Source organism: Candidatus Electrothrix sp. (genome assembly GCF_052785085.1).
Genome location: NZ_JALAAI010000006.1, coordinates 12,760 through 29,019 on the forward strand (window position 1 = coordinate 12,760; position 16,260 = coordinate 29,019).

16 protein-coding genes are annotated in these 16,260 nt (G+C 42.6%); all 16 read right to left on the minus strand.

Going from position 1 to position 16,260, the window contains the following annotated elements; translation table 11 throughout:
- Window positions 1–55: 55 nt before the first annotated feature.
- Window positions 56–562 (minus strand): SixA phosphatase family protein, encoded by a 507-nt coding sequence (locus tag L2082_RS01845; RefSeq protein ID WP_446008382.1) that lies wholly within the window; start codon window positions 560–562, stop codon window positions 56–58.
- 38 nt (window positions 563–600) lie between these two features.
- Window positions 601–1,011, minus strand: a complete 411-nt coding sequence (nikR, locus tag L2082_RS01850; RefSeq protein ID WP_446008383.1) for a nickel-responsive transcriptional regulator NikR — start codon at window positions 1,009–1,011, stop codon at window positions 601–603.
- Window positions 1,012–1,085: 74 nt separating this feature from the next.
- A complete protein-coding gene (locus tag L2082_RS01855) occupies window positions 1,086–2,543 on the minus strand; it encodes a beta-barrel assembly-enhancing protease (RefSeq protein WP_446008384.1) in 1,458 nt (485 codons plus the stop codon).
- 215 nt (window positions 2,544–2,758) lie between these two features.
- On the minus strand, window positions 2,759–4,141 hold the full coding sequence (locus L2082_RS01860; protein ID WP_446008385.1) for a chemotaxis protein CheB: 1,383 nt from the start codon (window positions 4,139–4,141) through the stop codon (window positions 2,759–2,761).
- A gap of 36 nt (window positions 4,142–4,177) precedes the next feature.
- Window positions 4,178–4,942, minus strand: coding sequence for a sulfite exporter TauE/SafE family protein (locus tag L2082_RS01865; RefSeq protein WP_446008386.1), 765 nt, complete (start codon window positions 4,940–4,942; stop codon window positions 4,178–4,180).
- Window positions 4,936–5,448 carry a HAMP domain-containing protein gene (locus L2082_RS01870; RefSeq protein WP_446011395.1) on the minus strand — a complete coding sequence of 171 codons (513 nt, stop codon included), beginning with the start codon at window positions 5,446–5,448 and terminating at the stop codon, window positions 4,936–4,938. Before L2082_RS01870 ends, L2082_RS01865 begins: the two co-directional genes overlap by 7 nt.
- A 58-nt stretch (window positions 5,449–5,506) precedes the next feature.
- Complete coding sequence (locus L2082_RS01875) at window positions 5,507–5,926, minus strand: PilZ domain-containing protein (protein ID WP_446008388.1); 420 nt, start codon at window positions 5,924–5,926, stop codon at window positions 5,507–5,509.
- A 104-nt stretch (window positions 5,927–6,030) separates the two neighbouring features.
- The gene (locus tag L2082_RS01880; RefSeq protein ID WP_446008389.1) at window positions 6,031–7,065 is read right to left on the minus strand and encodes an ABC transporter substrate-binding protein; all 1,035 of its coding nucleotides are present in this window, start codon (window positions 7,063–7,065) and stop codon (window positions 6,031–6,033) included.
- The gene (locus L2082_RS01885; RefSeq protein ID WP_446008390.1) at window positions 7,055–7,849 is read right to left on the minus strand and encodes an ABC transporter ATP-binding protein; all 795 of its coding nucleotides are present in this window, start codon (window positions 7,847–7,849) and stop codon (window positions 7,055–7,057) included. Before L2082_RS01885 ends, L2082_RS01880 begins: the two co-directional genes overlap by 11 nt.
- A gap of 13 nt (window positions 7,850–7,862) precedes the next feature.
- Entirely contained in the window at window positions 7,863–8,642 is a 780-nt protein-coding gene (locus tag L2082_RS01890) for an ABC transporter permease (RefSeq protein WP_446008391.1), read from the minus strand.
- A 23-nt stretch (window positions 8,643–8,665) separates the two neighbouring features.
- Window positions 8,666–9,577 (minus strand): AAA family ATPase, encoded by a 912-nt coding sequence (locus tag L2082_RS01895; protein WP_446008392.1) that lies wholly within the window; start codon window positions 9,575–9,577, stop codon window positions 8,666–8,668.
- A gap of 150 nt (window positions 9,578–9,727) precedes the next feature.
- A complete protein-coding gene (locus tag L2082_RS01900; protein WP_446008393.1) occupies window positions 9,728–10,765 on the minus strand; it encodes a chemotaxis protein CheB in 1,038 nt (345 codons plus the stop codon).
- 100 nt (window positions 10,766–10,865) lie between these two features.
- The gene (locus L2082_RS01905; RefSeq protein ID WP_446011396.1) at window positions 10,866–14,375 is read right to left on the minus strand and encodes a chemotaxis protein CheW; all 3,510 of its coding nucleotides are present in this window, start codon (window positions 14,373–14,375) and stop codon (window positions 10,866–10,868) included.
- A gap of 146 nt (window positions 14,376–14,521) precedes the next feature.
- Window positions 14,522–15,208 (minus strand): HAMP domain-containing protein, encoded by a 687-nt coding sequence (locus L2082_RS01910; protein ID WP_446009996.1) that lies wholly within the window; start codon window positions 15,206–15,208, stop codon window positions 14,522–14,524.
- A gap of 127 nt (window positions 15,209–15,335) precedes the next feature.
- Window positions 15,336–15,701, minus strand: coding sequence for a response regulator (locus tag L2082_RS01915; RefSeq protein WP_446009997.1), 366 nt, complete (start codon window positions 15,699–15,701; stop codon window positions 15,336–15,338).
- Between the two features lie 4 nt (window positions 15,702–15,705).
- Window positions 15,706–16,233, minus strand: a complete 528-nt coding sequence (locus tag L2082_RS01920; protein WP_446009998.1) for a chemotaxis protein CheW — start codon at window positions 16,231–16,233, stop codon at window positions 15,706–15,708.
- Window positions 16,234–16,260: the final 27 nt, after the last annotated feature.

Below are 16,260 nucleotides of genomic sequence, written 5' to 3' on the forward strand. Positions count from 1 at the left end.
CTACAGATACCCCGATCAAGAACAGCGAAGAGCTTCTGCCGGGCTTCCGAATCAATCATTTATTCTTCATCAATTTCTTAGGCCGAAGAAACTCCGTCAACTCAGCAGAACCTTCAGCAAGCTTCCGCCAACGGCATTTCTTCTTAAGAGTAAGCTGAGCATACCCGCAGGTGGGGATATTTTTAAGATTGCCATTAGTGAGCACATTACAAAAATCCGTTAAGGCCGGGTTATGCCCGACAATCACCAACTCGGAAACAGATTCATCAACGGTCCTGCACCAAGCAAAAACAGGATCGCTGTCAAAGGTGTAAAGCCGCTCCTCGGTATGCCAGGTAATATCCAACCCCTCCAGGCAACTGTTAATAAGCTCAATGGTTAACTGGGCCCTGACAGCCGGACTACAGAACACATTATCAAAGCTGCAACCAGCATCAAGGATATGCTGGGCCATAAAACGACAGGCCTTAATACCGCGCTTATTCAGCGGCCTGGCAATATCTGCCAGTGCGTCTTCCTTCCAGCTGGACTTGGCATGGCGTATAAGATGTATTTTTTTCATGAAAAGTATTCAGCCTCATAAAGTTATCCAGCTCCCAATCAATGCAAATCATCACCAGTGCTTGACATGGTCAGATTACCATTCTTCACCCCACGTAAAACTATCATTTTTTCAGCCAATTCCTGGACAGTAAACGCGTTTCCCTTGACAATAGTCACCTCCAGGCAATTGTGATGATCCATATGCACATGGGTTGTTGAGGTGATAAGCTGGTAATAATGGTGCTGCAACTCAGTGATCCGTTCCTGCAACTGGGCCTGGTGATGATCATAGACCAGGGTGACAACTCCCACCACCTCGCTGTCCTGCTGCCATTGCTTGTTGATCAGCTTTTCACGAATCAGATCACGGATGGCCTCTGAACGATTTGAGTACCCATGTTGGGTGATATACTCATCAAATTGTTCAAGAAGATGTTCTTCCAAAGAGACTGAAAATCTTTTTAACATATCCTGCCTGTAAATTCCCATTCCTCCCCTTTAGGAAGAACAATAAAAGATGAAAGTGGCATTGTTATGCGTCGTCAATCAAGCTCCTTAAGACGTTTCAGGATCGCTCCTGCTTCTTTCTGAAGTTCTGGAGGTACCTGAGGATTTTTTTGCACTCTACGCATATACTGCTTTGCATGTTCCACCCTTCCTTCATACAAATAGTACTTTGCCAAATAAAAACTACTTGCTCCCCGTTCACCTTGTCCGGATTTCACCCGGGCTAACTCATAATAGGCTTGGGAATATCCGGGCATATTCTTTGCCACTTCAAGATAATATTTCTCCGCAGCCTCATATTGTCCCTTTCTTGCCATTGCACCAGCAAATGTAAATGCACAATACATATCAGTGGGGTCTCGTTTATACATGCTGCGCAATAAACGTATGCTCTTTTCATGCTCACCCGCAGCAATATATAAGCCCGCACGATCAACCTTAAGGATATCTTGACCAGGAAACTCATTCTCCACAATACTCAAATGCTTCTGGGCTTCCTGAAATTTATTTTCCCGCATACTGAGCAAGGACAGTCCATAATGCGCCATTGCGATCTGCACCGGGTCCTCAGTTGAGGCTAAGGTATTGGCACAATGAACTCGCAAATCTTCCGGATCAATAGACTGACTAAGTACCCGATACTTAAAACGCAAAAAAGCAAAGGTCCCTTTCTCCTTATCAGGAAAGGGTTTATCCGTTCTTCTTCGCTCAATTTCCAGAAGAGATTGGACATAATCCAGACGATCCTCTGGATTGGGATGGGTTAAGAGGTAGGGAGGTAATTGCTCGGAGCGATAACGGGTTATCCTGCGCATGGATTTCAACATAGCCTCCATTGCTGTTGGATTACGCCCCATAATTCGCAACCAACCAAATGCCAATCGGTCAGCCTGTTCCTCATCCTGACGGGAAAAACTCAGCCCAGCTGTCTGATTCGCTGCAAGGGCACCGCTGAAGAGACCCTGGGTCAGGGCAGGATTTCCCACTGCAAGACTGGCCAGCCCAAAAAGTACACTTGCTGCGGTTACTTTTTCCTGCTTGGCAATACGCTTGGAAAGATGCCTGCTCACAACATGGGCCACTTCATGGGCAAGGACACTGAGAAGCTGATCCTCGGATTGCATTGTTTTAATCAACCCGGAATTAAAAAAAATCAGCCCGGAAGGTGCTGCAAAGGCATTAAATTGATCATGATTAACTACAAAAAAATGATAATCAAAATACTGCGGGCCAGCAATAGCAAGAACCTGTTGACCAAGTCTGTTGATATATTGGACAACATCTGGGTCATCAATAAGTTCAAACTTACTGCGCACAGCCAGCAAAAGCTGTTCGCCCATGTCCCTCTCTTCTCCGATACTAAAGGCACAGACATTGACTGGCGCAAGGCATTGGCCTGCCAGTATTAAAAAAACAAGAACAGTGGTGAGATAGGTGTGTATACAAAAAGATCCACAAAAAATACGTCGGCGAACCATAAGATAACAATTCATGTGTTGTGTTCTCCCACCCCAAAGGGAGGATGGAAGTTAGTAAAAAGTACTGACAACTCCTTGAAGTCGTCCAGTCAACTTTCATGTTGTATTATTTCAGCCCAACAGGCAAGGCACAAAAAGTTATATGAAAAGAAAAACACAACAGCACAGAAACATAAACAGGCTGATAGAGCAATCTCTTTTTTCAGGCAGGTGGGCATGCGCACTGTGCGCTAAAATAATGGATTAATATAAGGAGCAATTTCCTCTGGCTTCAAACAGCATTCTTCCATACCTAAACTACGAATCTCTTCAATGGAACGGGGGAGTAAGCAGGAATCAGGGGCCTGCAAAATAATTTTCCCACCTTGGGTCACCACGGCTTCCATCCCTTCTTTTATATCCTGATCCACCCCGCTGAGAAAAACCACTGTGAGTGCTGCACCAAATATATCAGCAGCAGAATGGAGCAAAGAATCTGTATTGATCAGTTGCAGGTCATCATCTCTTTCCGGGCCTGTGAGCACTGGAATACCTTCTGACATAATTATTTCTCGTTTTCCATGACAATTTCCAACCAAACACTGCCCCCCCAGCACTTCATTAGTCTCCAAAAACGTTTTGGTTGCATAGGGAGTAAAACTATCAAGATATGAAGAAAGAAACTGGACAATACCAGGATACATATTTTGTAAGACCAATACTGCCATGTCGCTGTCATAGGAAAGTGCTGGAATTATTTTCTGTAACTCCAGCATCCCGCCCAGGCCACCAAGTATCAGTAAAAGTTTTTCTGCTTTTTTTTCCGGTTGTTTTTTTATCTCAGGATCAACAGGTTTTAATTGTTTTGCCCTGCTGACATTATCAACACAAAATTCTTTCACATTGAGCAAAAGATATTGGAGCCGCTGACCAATGAAATTCCAGGATTCAGGGCTGGTCGGCTTGGCAACCAGGTCCACGCATCCGTAGCGCATAAAATCCATCACTCTGGAATAATGCTGATCATTAAAATTACTGACCAATACCACCGGCGCAGGTGAGCGTATCATAATATGCTTTAAGGCAACATCCCCGCTCATGACCGGCATGGTCATATCAAGGGTCACAAGGTCAGGAACCTGCATCTCCAAAAATTTAAGCGCTTCCCTGCCATTTGTCGCCGTTCCAACAACCTGAGCATGAATCTGCTCTTCAAAAAGCTTAATAAATGCTTTGGTAAAAAAACGGGAATCATCCACCACCAAAACTTTAGGGAGCTGAGAATCGTCCTCAGTGGTTGCCTTGTCTTTGTACTGCTCATCAATACGACGGGCAGCCTCTAACAGAAGAAAATTCCATGAAGAGTCAATCGTACGCACATTAGTCGAGGCAAAGAGCATACTAAAGGTCCCGGAAGGCCAGCTCATGATCCGATAAAACGCCTCTTCGCCGCTTAACTCGCCGAATTCAGCATGAACAATTTCATTATCAGAAAAATAGAGTACCCCTCTATTGTCTTCACTGAGCACACTGAGTTTTCTATCATCACCAGCAAGGCAGGCAAACTGGACAAGATCCACTAACCCAAGCCCTTCTATTTCACCAACAAAACCGCTTCCAACAGGATGTTTCATATACAGGCACTTTTTTTCAGATATCCAACATTCTCTTTACAACGCATTAAAGGTGACATGGGTCGCAATAAAAACCAACATAAGCACAAAGAATTCTTTAAAATGAGTTTCCGGCACACTCCGCAAAAGCCTTGCTCCAACCTGGGCACCAATCAACACACCAATAACTCCGGGGATTGCAATCCGCCATTCTATGGAGCGACCAAACAGGATATGGACAGTCAGGGCTGTGAGTGAAAGAATCATCATCAAGGCAATACTGGTGGAAACCGAGCGAACCATAGCCAGCTTGCAACGCATATTAAAAAATGGTACCAACCAATCCCCTACCCCAATCCCCAGGAATCCGGTTAAGATACTGCCAATAACCGTAATGAATCGTCCTTGCCGGGCTGCTTCAAGATCTGCCTTATCTGATCCTGTCACAAAAAAATCATCTCCGCGAAGAAAAACATAGGCAATAAAAAAAATCGTCAGGCCAAGGAAAAGTTCTATCCAAACCGGATGCAGAAGAAGGGAAAAAATAACGCCGAGAACAACTGCTGGTACACCAAAGGTAATCAGCATGCGAACAAGTTGCCAATCAATCAGGCCTGCCTGATTATTACTGTATGATGCACTGAGTTGACCAAAAAACTGAATAACAATGGTACAGACCACAGCATTATTGGGGTCCAGGTCTGTGGTCATCAATAACACAGGCATCCACAGGACACCACCGCCTAAACCAAAAAACATAGCTATACTCGCAATGAGTATGCCAATAGGCAACATCTGCCAGAATTCAAGAAACTCTAACACTTATAAAAGCTCCTGCCAAATTCATCCAGAGTTTCTTCCAGTTCATCAATGATCTGTACGGCTTCTTCAATCCTTGTGTTTTCATCCCCTGTGGTCAATGTCTGACGAAGCTGGTCCGACATTCCCTTGGTGAGAAGAATCAGTTCCTGTTCATTTGCATTCAGGTCATTGATATGACGGGCAAGCTCTCCAAGCTCATCCCTGTTCTGTTCTGGTAAGGTTGTAGAAAAATCACCAGCCGTAATGGCTCTGGTTCCTTCAATGATACGCTCCAAGGGAAACATAATTCTTTTGGTAAAGAGCATCATGACCAAGCCAATGGCAAGCAGGAGATTTCCCAACAAGACACGAACCTTGAGAAGAATATGATTGACAAGATCCGTTGAGATTTCCGGTGAAATAAGCTCCTTCAGCGTACCCAAAACTTTTTCTCCCCGGAGAAAGGCATTCATTTCCACTGCCATGGTCAAAAAAACAACGCCGATAAAGACGATATAAAAGATCAATTGACGTTGGAGCCCACTCTGAGGTAATGAAAGAGAAAATTTGCGGGAAAAAAATGTCTTAACTCTTTTTATCAAGCACTTTCCTCAAATATGTTTTAAAAGCCTGGAGATCGTCCTCGTAAATATCCTTGAATTGAACGCCAACAGCATATTTTTCCCCTTGGTCGGTCATTTTTTTCGACCAAACCACCTCAGCAACAGCAGTAAGAGGTTTGGCAATTGATTGAGTATCAACAATTGCAGCAGTGGTTCGCAGGTAATACTGCCATCCCATCAACTCCACAACAAGTTGCAGGATCGTTCCATTCTTAAAAAGCTCATCAGTGGTAAAACAAAGGCCTGTTTCAGAAACATTGGTGGTATACCCTGTTTTCATCCCCACATTGGTCATCGGGTACTGCAAGCGGCCGATACTCAACTTGACCTGTTTGTCAAGCCGTGGAGTCTTTCTTCTGCAATTTCCTGTTGTATATACCATTGCGCTTTAAATAATCAGAATGAATAATCAGAACAACCCATCTTGCTGCGGCATCAATATATAAATAATACGTAGGGGGAACGGCATGCCGTCCCCCTACAGAGCTAACGAAGAATATCGTCTATTGATTCAATATGGTCTGTATCAACATTTTCTGCAAATTGTGCATCTATAATGCCTTCAATATTATTACTCTCAATAAGCTGATAGCGTACCATGAGGTCTGCAATCTCCTGCATTTCTTCTATCCTGGGGAGATACTCATCATAAACCGTTCTCCCTCCTGCAACGTGTAATGCGTACTTGACCAAATCAACAGACTGCGACCAATATCGCGCTGCAATCTCAGCAGCCTCATCAGGATTTTTTTTGGCCCAGATTCCTGATCGAACAGCTCCCTGGACAAATTTCTCAACAAGCTCTGGATCCTCTTGAATCAGGCTCTGTTTGACAATAACCAGGTTACAGATAAAGGATTCCCATACTTCCTCAACATAAAAAAGAAGATCAGAAGTACCATCTTTTAAGGTCTGGACAGCAAAAGGCTCGCCAACATAATAGGCATCAAGGGAACCGCTCGCCAAGGCAGAGGCCATATCAGGAGGATTCAACTCCACGATATTAATCTCTCCACGCAGATTTTTTTCTTCCATCAGGCGTAATAAACTGAGATTATGCCCGGAAAAACGCATGGGAACAGCAACGGTTTTACCAACAAGCCCTTGAAAATCTTTGATATTTAATTCCGACCGGGTAACAAGGGTACTTTCGTGCCGATTACCAATATAGATAATCTTTACATCTGCTCCCTGCTGCCGAAGAACAATGGAAAGAGGAGCAATAATAAAGGCCACCTGGATTTCATCATTGCGAAGTGCTTCTCCCATCTCGGCAAATGAGCTGAACTTTAAAGCTTTGAAATGTACTTCACTGTCCTTGGTACTGGCGTAATCCAGCAAAGGCGCAGCCATATTAGTAACAACAGGCATATAGCCCATTTTTACTATTTTTTGATCGCCATGATCAAAATTCAGCCACCAATGTAGTCCTGAAATAAAGACGGCCCAGAAAACACTTCCTATGGCAAAACTCCAGGTTCTGGACCAGGTTAATCTCTTTTTTCTATTATTAGACAGCATAGCTTACTCCAAGCATCAAAAACAGCTCATCTCGGAGTTGACTCAATTCTGTTTGTTTATTAAAAACAATCCTTGGATGGGGAAAATCAAGCTTTTGGTTCATTTTTACCTGTGAAGGTCTTTTACTAAAAACCACGACCCGGTCTCCCATAATGAGGGCATCATCAATATCATGGGTTACGATGAAAACCGTTTTTCCAAGAAACTGGTGCATATTAACCACTTCTTCCCGCATCTTCATATGGGTCAAAAAATCAAGGCCGTTAAAAGGTTCATCCATAATCAGAATATCAGGGTTGACAGCCAAGGCCCGGGCAAGTTCAGCCCGACGCTGCATCCCGCCGGACAACTGGCGTGGATAATGATCTTCAAAGCCGTCAAGCTCAACCATTTCAATATACTCCTGAATTTCCACTTTTTTGGCTTGTTCGTCTTCCATGTGGCGCAGACCAAGTTCAACATTTTCACCAACTGTCATCCACGGCAACAACCCACTATGCTGAAAAACAAAAATATTATCAGAACTTGGGCCGGTCACTTCTTTACCGTCAATAAGGACGGTTCCTGAAGTTTGTTTATCAAAACCAGCAAGGATACGGAGGAGTGTTGATTTTCCACAACCGGACGGCCCCAGCAGACAGACCATTTCACCGTCTTCCACTTCAATATTGATGTTCTCAAGCACTGAAACCTTTTCACCATAATCAAGGCCGTTTCCTTCGCGCTCCTTTTTTCGTCGGTTGACAAATTCCCTGCTCAAATTATTGATCTGAATATGTGCCATTTATGTTTCCTCCTTATGCCTGTTTAACGCCCCAGGATGCAGACTCAATCCTGCTAAGACGGCGCATAATATAGTCCAGGAACAGGCCAATAAGGCCGATAACAATCATTCCGTCCATTACGTAATCCATGCGTAGCCCGTTCCTTGAATCAAGAATCAAATAACCAAGGCCGGATTGGACCGCAATCATCTCCGCCGCAACAACAACAACCCAGGCTATGGCAACGCTCAGGCGCAATGCAGTAATGACATCGGGAATAATAGCTGGAATAACTACCTTTTGAATGACTTCTGTTCTGCTGAAATTAAAATTAGCAGCAACATAAAAATATGTAGGATTGATTGAGTGAACTGCAACTGTTGTAGCCATAACAATAGGAAAAAAGCTGGCCAAAAAAATCAAAAAAATAGCAGGCTTATCGCCGATTCCAAACCAAAGCATGGCCAAAGGTATCCAGGCCAATGGAGAAATAGGACGAAGAAAACTGATAACCGGACTGAACAGTATGGAGGCAATCTGGCTTCTTCCCAGAATAATCCCTAAAGGGATACCCAGTATTGCAGCAATATAGAAGCCTAATGTCACTCGAAATAAACTGGCCACAGTGTGCTTGAATATGGAACCGTTGGCTATCAGCTCAGTCATGCTTTCCAGTACCTTATAAGGTCCTGGTAGAACATTGGTATCCCAACCGCTCAAACGGACTGTTGCCTCCCAAACCAGAACCAAAACCGTAAAGGACAGAACCGGGGCTATATTTTTTGTCAGCGTAGAATGTGTTTCTGTCATCATCAGTAAAGCTCCGCAATGCCTTTTTATTCTGTAATCTCAAGGGCTAAGTCCTGGTACTGACCAGCAGATTTGCTCTTTTCATCATAGTATAGAATTGGGAGGTTCACGATATGTGACTCCTGCATCTTATCGTCAATCTCAATGACTGTTTTGCAGACCATTGCTCCGTACTTATGCCGAATCTTTTCATAAATCACTTTTTCCGATGTTTTTCTGGCATCAAACATCGTGATAAGAACCTTATATTCTATATCGTGATCAATGCCTTTCAGCACCTTAATAATGTCGCTTATTTGTGACACACCATGTATTGAAAGATATTCGCAAGTGGTCGGTACAATAACTAATTTTGCTGCAATCAAGGCATTTAAGGTAAAAAACTCAATAGATGGCGGAGTATCTATTAAAATATGATCATACTTTTTTTCTATCTCCTGTAGCCTGTTTCTTAGTAAATATTCAAAATTATGCTGTGTTAGATACCTTTTCTTCAGGAGTGCCATTTTACTGTTCGAAGGGAGCAAGGATAAATTAGGATATTTTGTATGCAAAATGATATCATTGATCCCTTTGACCTCCTTGTTCAAGAGTTCATAAAAAGAGCGGGTTTGTCGAAAGCCAAGTAAAATGGTGAGATTGGCCTGCACATCAAAATCAACCACAAGCACTTTCTTGCCCATATGAGCAAGCGACACTGCCAAATTAAGACAGGTCGTTGTTTTTGCCACCCCGCCTTTCTGATTGCTCAGTGCAATAATGCGATGATCATCTGCAGAAACCTCATCCTGCAGGAGAAAGGAATCATCCAATGGATCATTTTTATGTATAATGAACCTATAATTACATTTATGACATCGCACCTTGAATGTCGGTTTATTAATTATATCGTCAGCAACCTTATATCTGGTTTTGCAACTGTCGCATGTAATAATCATAGTGTGCTTCCCTAATATATAAAGAGTTATATCTATTCAGTCAGTTATTATGTGTTACATAAAAAGCAGGCAGATGGTTTGGAAAGATATCCAGCCGTCTTCTTAAAGTCGGGATGGAAATTATTGAACAGATAAAAAGAGCATTGATCATTATCGAATAACAGACTCAATAACCTCAGCAAGTTGTGCCTCTTCAGCAATCAAGTCCACTTTATTGCGCTTTATTGCAGTATCAGTAAGACTGGGGTACACACAGGTCTCCACGCTTTGGGCTATGGTCTTGCCGAATTTCCCTTGAATGGCGGCAAAACCTTCTGATCCGTCATCTCCATAACCGGTAAGAAGAACCCCAACTGTATTTTCCCGAAATACTTCAGCTGATGACTGAAAAAAGGTATCCAACGGATTTTCAACCCGTTCACCAAGCTGAAAACAAGAATCACCGTTTTCGTTTAAGCCAATAGTCAACGAATGCATGTTTGACTGAATATAACAAACTCCCTGTTCCAAGACTGTTCCTTGACGTGCAACTTCTATCTTCCAAAGAACAAATTCATTAAATTTTTCTGCAAAAGCAGCAAGTATTTTAGGAGAAATTTCTAACAAAATAACAGCAGCAGCAGGCAGTCCTGCATTAAGCCGTGTCATCAGGCGAATAAATGTATTTGGCCCGGTCAATGAGGTCCCAATAGCAATTATATAATCCAGGGGATGAAATCCATACAGATCAGCAAGCCCTTCTTTTTTTTTTCGGGCGTTCACCCGAACTCGCCGTATATTCTGAAAGTTAACAGCCGAAGCCAGTTTAATACGGTCAACAATGTGTTGTTTCGCTGTATGAATATCACTTGATATCGCCCCTGATGGCTTTGCCACAAAATCAACAACCCCAAGGCGTAACGCCTCAAAGGTGATGGAACCGTCACTAAATAATGAGCTTAAAACAACAATGGGTACCGGAGATTCAATCATGATATGCCGAACAGCCTGCAGTCCGTCCATAACCGGCATATCAATATCAAGGGTGATAACGTCTGGCTGGAGCTCATTAATTTTTTCCAGCCCCTCCAGTCCGTTATTTGCAACTCCAACGACCTCAATATCAGGATCTGACTCCAAGAGATCACTGATCGCCTTTGTCATAAAGGTTGCATCGTCAACAACAAGAACTTTAAGTTTTTTATCCATACCGCAGCCTTACCCCCTATTCAGGAATGCAACATCTAACATTATTTCTTTGCTGCTATTATCTGGTCCTCTTTCTCCCGAGTTATCCATCAGGAAATGCTTAATGAACCTGTTCTGCTGTCTCTGCAGCATTCCTTTTTTTTCGCTTAAAACCCAACGTACGCTGACCCTGTCTCAATATTTGATTTTCCTTGGCTATCTTGACAAGCTCAGGGATATCCAAAATAAGTGAAATACCACCATCACCTAAAATCGTTGCTCCGTTAAACCCGCTTTCAAGTCGCAAATAATCAGCAAGTGGTTTAATAACGACCTCTTCCTGGCCAAGGAGTTCATCAACAACCAAGCCCAGCTCCTGGGTTCCGGTACTCACCACAACAACAAACATTTTTCCTTCCTGGCTTGCCTGACGATCAATGTTATAAATCTTGGCAAGCTGAAAAATAGGCATGGTATTGTCACGTAAGTGAATAACATCAACCCCTTCAATTTCTGAAATCTCATGACGGAACACCCTCAGGGTTTCCTCAACTGAGGTCAAAGGAATGGTAAATTTTTCTTTTCCAACCCGGACCATTAAGGCTTGAATAATAGCCATAGTTAAAGGAATCTTAATACGCAGGCGTGTTCCCTTTCCTGCCTCAGAAAAAAGCTCTACCGTACCATTGAGCTTTTCAATGTTCTTCTTCACCACGTCCATACCAACACCTCGTCCGGATGTTTGGGTCGCTTTTTCAGCTGTACTGAAACCGGGTAACATGATAAGTCGGGTCAACTCCTGTTCAGGCATTCGCTCTAACTCATCCTCGCTGACCAGACCTCTTTCCAATGCCTTGGCTTTGATGCGTTGCGTATCAAGCCCTCTGCCATCATCTGAAATCTCCACTACAATATGATCACTTTCGTGAAAAGCCTCCAGAATGAGTGTTCCCTGGGCTGGTTTGCCAGCCCGCAAACGATCTTCTGCATTTTCCAGACCATGGTCAACTGAGTTTCTAATAATATGAATCAAAGGATCAGAAAGGGATTCAATGACCATTTTGTCAAGCTCTGTTTCTTCACCTCTTGTAACCAGTTTAACATCCTTGTTTGTATTACGTGCAAGATCACGCACTAAACGCGGATAGCGTTTAAACAGCTGATCAATGGGCAGCATCCTGACCTTCATAACACCTTCCTGAAGTTCGTTGGACACGCGACCAAGATGAACACCCGCCTCACTTAATCGAAAGGCGAATTCATGAAGGGGTTTGAGCTGACTCTTAGAAGTCCCGGAAGACTCAAGAAGTTGCATCTCCAACCCTCTTATCTCATTAACAAGCTGCGCAAAATAGGCACGACTAACAACCAACTCACCCACTTGATTCATCAAAAAGTCCACTTTTTCAGCATCAACTCTAATGCTGCTTCGGAAAGTGGATGCTTTCTTTGCAGACTGTTGTTCCTGTTCTCCTTCTGCGGCTTTTTCTTGTTTCTCTTGCTCAAGAATCTCAGATTTCGCTAATCCTAGCTTGCTTTGTGGAGAATGATCAGAAAGATCGTTCTTTATTTCTTCTTTTTCTCCACCCCCGGGAACCGGCTCATCATAGTCGCTGGTATCCTGTATTTTTTCTTCAGCAGTATCAGGGATATCATCTGTATGAGCGTTGTCCACAGCAACCTCTTTTTTATCTGAAGTGCTTGAAGTAACGACCTGATCCAGTAAATGAGAGCCAGCTATAGTCCCATTCTCCTCATTTGAAGAAGGTTCAGATTCTTCTTCATACCCTGGAGATTCTATGATTTCTTCAATGACCCTGTCAATGCTCCCTTCTGATACATTGTTTGCATATTCAGGGGTTTCTAAGGCTGTACTCAGCCTGTCAAAAAGGGCTTTATCTGCTGACACATTTTCTGTCTGTGCAACATGTTCTGTTTTTTCACCGGCAGTTACACCTTCGAATTCTTCAGCCTGTTCTTTGTCCTTATCCTCTTTGCCAGCAGAAGCATTACTCTCTTTTGGAGAATCGTCAAAACCTGCATCAGCTCCTTCAGCATCACTAAAAATTTCATCATCCCCGTTTTGTTGTTCGCTCTCAACAATCTGAGGATAAACACTTATAATTTTATCAACAAACTCCTGTAAACCAGGAGCAATATCAGGAACAAGTCCTGCTGAAACGTCAGTAAGATAACCATCAACAACGTTCTGCCATACCTCGCAAAATGCTGTCAGGCTCATATATTCCATATAGTTGGCTGATGATGACAACCGACCAATAGCATCGTGACAGTTCTCAAGTATTTTTCTTATATCAGCACCTGCCAGATATTCTGCAATCTGCGTCTGAATATATTCAATATCACCCTTTAACTTTTTCAGAAAAATCGAAATAAGCTCTTCGTCATACTCATCATCAGAAAGCTCGTATTCAAGAGGAACTGTTTCAGCCGCATTTCCAGCCTCCTCTTTTATTACAGGCCCCAGAGAATGTTCTGCACGAGAAGCTTCATCGCCCAAACTCTGGAAATCTGCATTTTCTCCATGATCGGAAACTCCTCCATGTTCATCGGAAAAGATCGTATCCAATGCGTCATCAAGATCAATCCCTTCTCCTGCCACCTCTTCAGGCTCTGGTGTGTCCTCACTGTCTTCTTCCTGATGAGCAACAGGTGAATCGGAAACTCCTGCTGGATCTTCATCAGCAAAAATAGAATTCAGGGCTGAATCAATAGACGATGTTTCGTGCTGCTCATCCTGATGCCCATCACCCAGTTCATCTGCATCATCATACGAATACCCTTCCATTGCCTGGGGAAATGAACGAATAATCTCATCTATATAATCCTGCATAAAATTCAGGTTGGGCATTTTTCCACTTGAAAGTTGCTCAACAGCATTATCAATAGCATGTTGCCAATTGGAATAATGCTGGGTAAGCTTTTCATAGCCCATATAATTGGCAGATGATTTGAGACTTTTTATAGAATCACTGCAACGGTACAGGACATCCTGTTTATCAACAGAAATTGACAACTCAACAGTTTGAGCATAAAGAAAGGGTATATTTTCCTTGAGTTGTTGCAGGAAAATGTTATAGAGTTCTTCATCAAACTCATCAGACATATTTTCTTCAGTAAGAAGTCCTGATTGTTCCTCCTTCTCACCTAGTCCCTGAAGTACTTCTTCCTGGGCAGCACCTGAACCTGACACTGTTTCTTCAGGCGCATCATCTTCAACGTCCTCACCTTCAATTACTCTTCGCACCTGCTCTACAAGGTCAGATACCTCTGTTTCTTCTGCCTTGGTACGTTCAAGTTCATCCACTAACAGGGTCAAACGATCTTTACCGGCAATTAATAAGTCTGTAATCGCCGGACTCAAGGTAATCTCACCCCGACGAATAAGATCAAGTAAATTTTCAAGCTTATGCGACAGTTCAGAAACGCGCTCAATCCCGACAAACTGAGCTGCTCCTTTGATAGAATGAATCGAACGAAAAATTTCATCCATTAATTCTTTATCTGTAACTTCATAACCCTGTTCAAGCCGGAGAAGACTGCTTTCCATCACTTCAAGATGTTCCGCCGCCTCAACAATAAAATCCGGTAACATTGATGAGTCTATCATATTCTCCACCTTGTAACTACTTGATTATTCTTGCATTGCTAAAAAATATTCTACTATCCTGTATCCTCTCAAGTCTGACTCCTCTCTTTATTGTATACACTCCCTCTTCTGGCAGTCAGACCAGCTCATCATATTTACTCGTATATTCAGGAGAATGTCACTCCAGGCTCCTGCTGATAATCAGAGACCATTTTCTCGTCTTCCAATTTAATTTCAAAATAACTAAATGACATTACAATAGATTTTAGGTTTTCATTATTACGATGCATTGTACTGATATCTTTTTGTATGTCTTTGTCTATAGAATCAATTGAATCCGCATCCAGGGAAAAATTTAAATCATCAGCAATATTTTCCAGCAGATCCCGGCTTAATTGACTATGGTTCCAGACAAAAAGCAAAACTTCCTGCATATTCATCGCTAAATCATTAATATTTTCGCCTAAAGAACCAATTTCATCCTCCCTTTTTGTGTGATTGAGTGTTTCAAGGTGTCCATCAGCCATTAATCTGCTTGCTGCCTGCATTTCAGCCAGGGGTTTTATAATATTCCGTTTAAAATACATCAAAGCAGCGGCTTGAATACCCAGCAAAAGAAATAAAATTACACATAATACAATATGAACAATTCTTATAGTCTCACCGCTGTGTTTAACTAATACATAGAGAAGGCCTGCTGCTGCAATTGTGACCAGCAAAAAGTTGAGTACAAAAAAAATCTGGGTCTTTTTCTTTAAACTCACATCGTTTGCTGCCTGTAAAAAAGGAGACATAGGCGACAAATCCGTTTTTTTATGATGAACTGTGTGGCGACCAGCCAAACAAGCACCCATCACCAAACTGCCTGCTATTTTCTCTAAGAATATAGGGCGTTATATAGGAAAACATACCCATCCGAATATTCCTGTCATTACAAACAAAGGAAAATACCAGCATAACCTCTACTCAGGCGATAGTACACTAGCCTTCGCTATCTGTTTCATCTATCATATCAAGTATTTCTCTGGCCTTATGTTTACTTGCAAATCCCCGAGCTCCAAGACGCTCAACCTCAGCCCGATATATTTCTTCATCAAGATTTGAGAGAAAAATAATATGGGCAGAGCTATCATAACGTAAAATTTCTTCTGCCGCAGCAAGCCCATCCATATCACGCATGGTGATATCCATAGTCACAATATCAGGTTTTAACGACTTATACAGATCAATCGCCTCCAGACCATTTTTTGCCTGCCCCACTACAATATGGCCTGGGGGCTGTAATAATTTTGCGATCATCTTACGCATCATAGATGAGTCATCAACTATCAGAACTCGCTTACTCATATGGTTAGTCTCCGTCTATTGCCCTAAGCTGATTCAATTCATCTGCTAAAAGAATTCGATTAAAATCAAGCAGAATCAACAAACTTTCACCGATATCACACACACCTCGAATGTACTGGTTGGCAAGGCCAGCCACAACAACATCTGGCGGAGGCTCAATGGTGTCTTCCATAATCTTCAAGACTCTGGTAACAGAATCCACTATAAACCCTGTTACCCTGCTATTGATATCCAGAATCAATATCCAGGGATCTTCTGACGCTGCTTCTTCGCGAAACAGATTGAGTCGTTTTCGCAACTCAATAACAGGAATGATATTACCGCGTAGATTGATAACTCCCTCTATAAACTCCGGAGAGTTAGGTACAGATGTAATAGGAGCAGAACGAATAATCTCCTGTACCATGAGAATATTAACTCCAAAATGTTCATCGCCAATAGTAAAACCAACCAGCTGCATAAGCTGCTGGTCTCCTTCATCCTGCTCGGTCATTTTATCGGCTGTAAAGGTATCAGCCATGGTATCAGCCATAATTTTTCTCCTTTAGTACGTAATGAG

Coding starts and splice junctions, on each gene's coding strand:
- L2082_RS01845 (WP_446008382.1), bottom strand. CDS start 562: ATGAAAAAAATACATCTTATACGCCATGCCAAGTCCAGCTGGAAGGAA.
- nikR (WP_446008383.1), bottom strand. CDS start 1,011: ATGTTAAAAAGATTTTCAGTCTCTTTGGAAGAACATCTTCTTGAACAA.
- L2082_RS01855 (WP_446008384.1), bottom strand. CDS start 2,543: ATGAATTGTTATCTTATGGTTCGCCGACGTATTTTTTGTGGATCTTTT.
- L2082_RS01860 (WP_446008385.1), bottom strand. CDS start 4,141: ATGAAACATCCTGTTGGAAGCGGTTTTGTTGGTGAAATAGAAGGGCTT.
- L2082_RS01875 (WP_446008388.1), bottom strand. CDS start 5,926: ATGGTATATACAACAGGAAATTGCAGAAGAAAGACTCCACGGCTTGAC.
- L2082_RS01880 (WP_446008389.1), bottom strand. CDS start 7,065: ATGCTGTCTAATAATAGAAAAAAGAGATTAACCTGGTCCAGAACCTGG.
- L2082_RS01885 (WP_446008390.1), bottom strand. CDS start 7,849: ATGGCACATATTCAGATCAATAATTTGAGCAGGGAATTTGTCAACCGA.
- L2082_RS01890 (WP_446008391.1), bottom strand. CDS start 8,642: ATGATGACAGAAACACATTCTACGCTGACAAAAAATATAGCCCCGGTT.
- L2082_RS01895 (WP_446008392.1), bottom strand. CDS start 9,577: ATGATTATTACATGCGACAGTTGCAAAACCAGATATAAGGTTGCTGAC.
- L2082_RS01900 (WP_446008393.1), bottom strand. CDS start 10,765: ATGGATAAAAAACTTAAAGTTCTTGTTGTTGACGATGCAACCTTTATG.
- L2082_RS01905 (WP_446011396.1), bottom strand. CDS start 14,375: ATGATAGACTCATCAATGTTACCGGATTTTATTGTTGAGGCGGCGGAA.
- L2082_RS01910 (WP_446009996.1), bottom strand. CDS start 15,208: ATGGGTGCTTGTTTGGCTGGTCGCCACACAGTTCATCATAAAAAAACG.
- L2082_RS01915 (WP_446009997.1), bottom strand. CDS start 15,701: ATGAGTAAGCGAGTTCTGATAGTTGATGACTCATCTATGATGCGTAAG.
- L2082_RS01920 (WP_446009998.1), bottom strand. CDS start 16,233: ATGGCTGATACCATGGCTGATACCTTTACAGCCGATAAAATGACCGAG.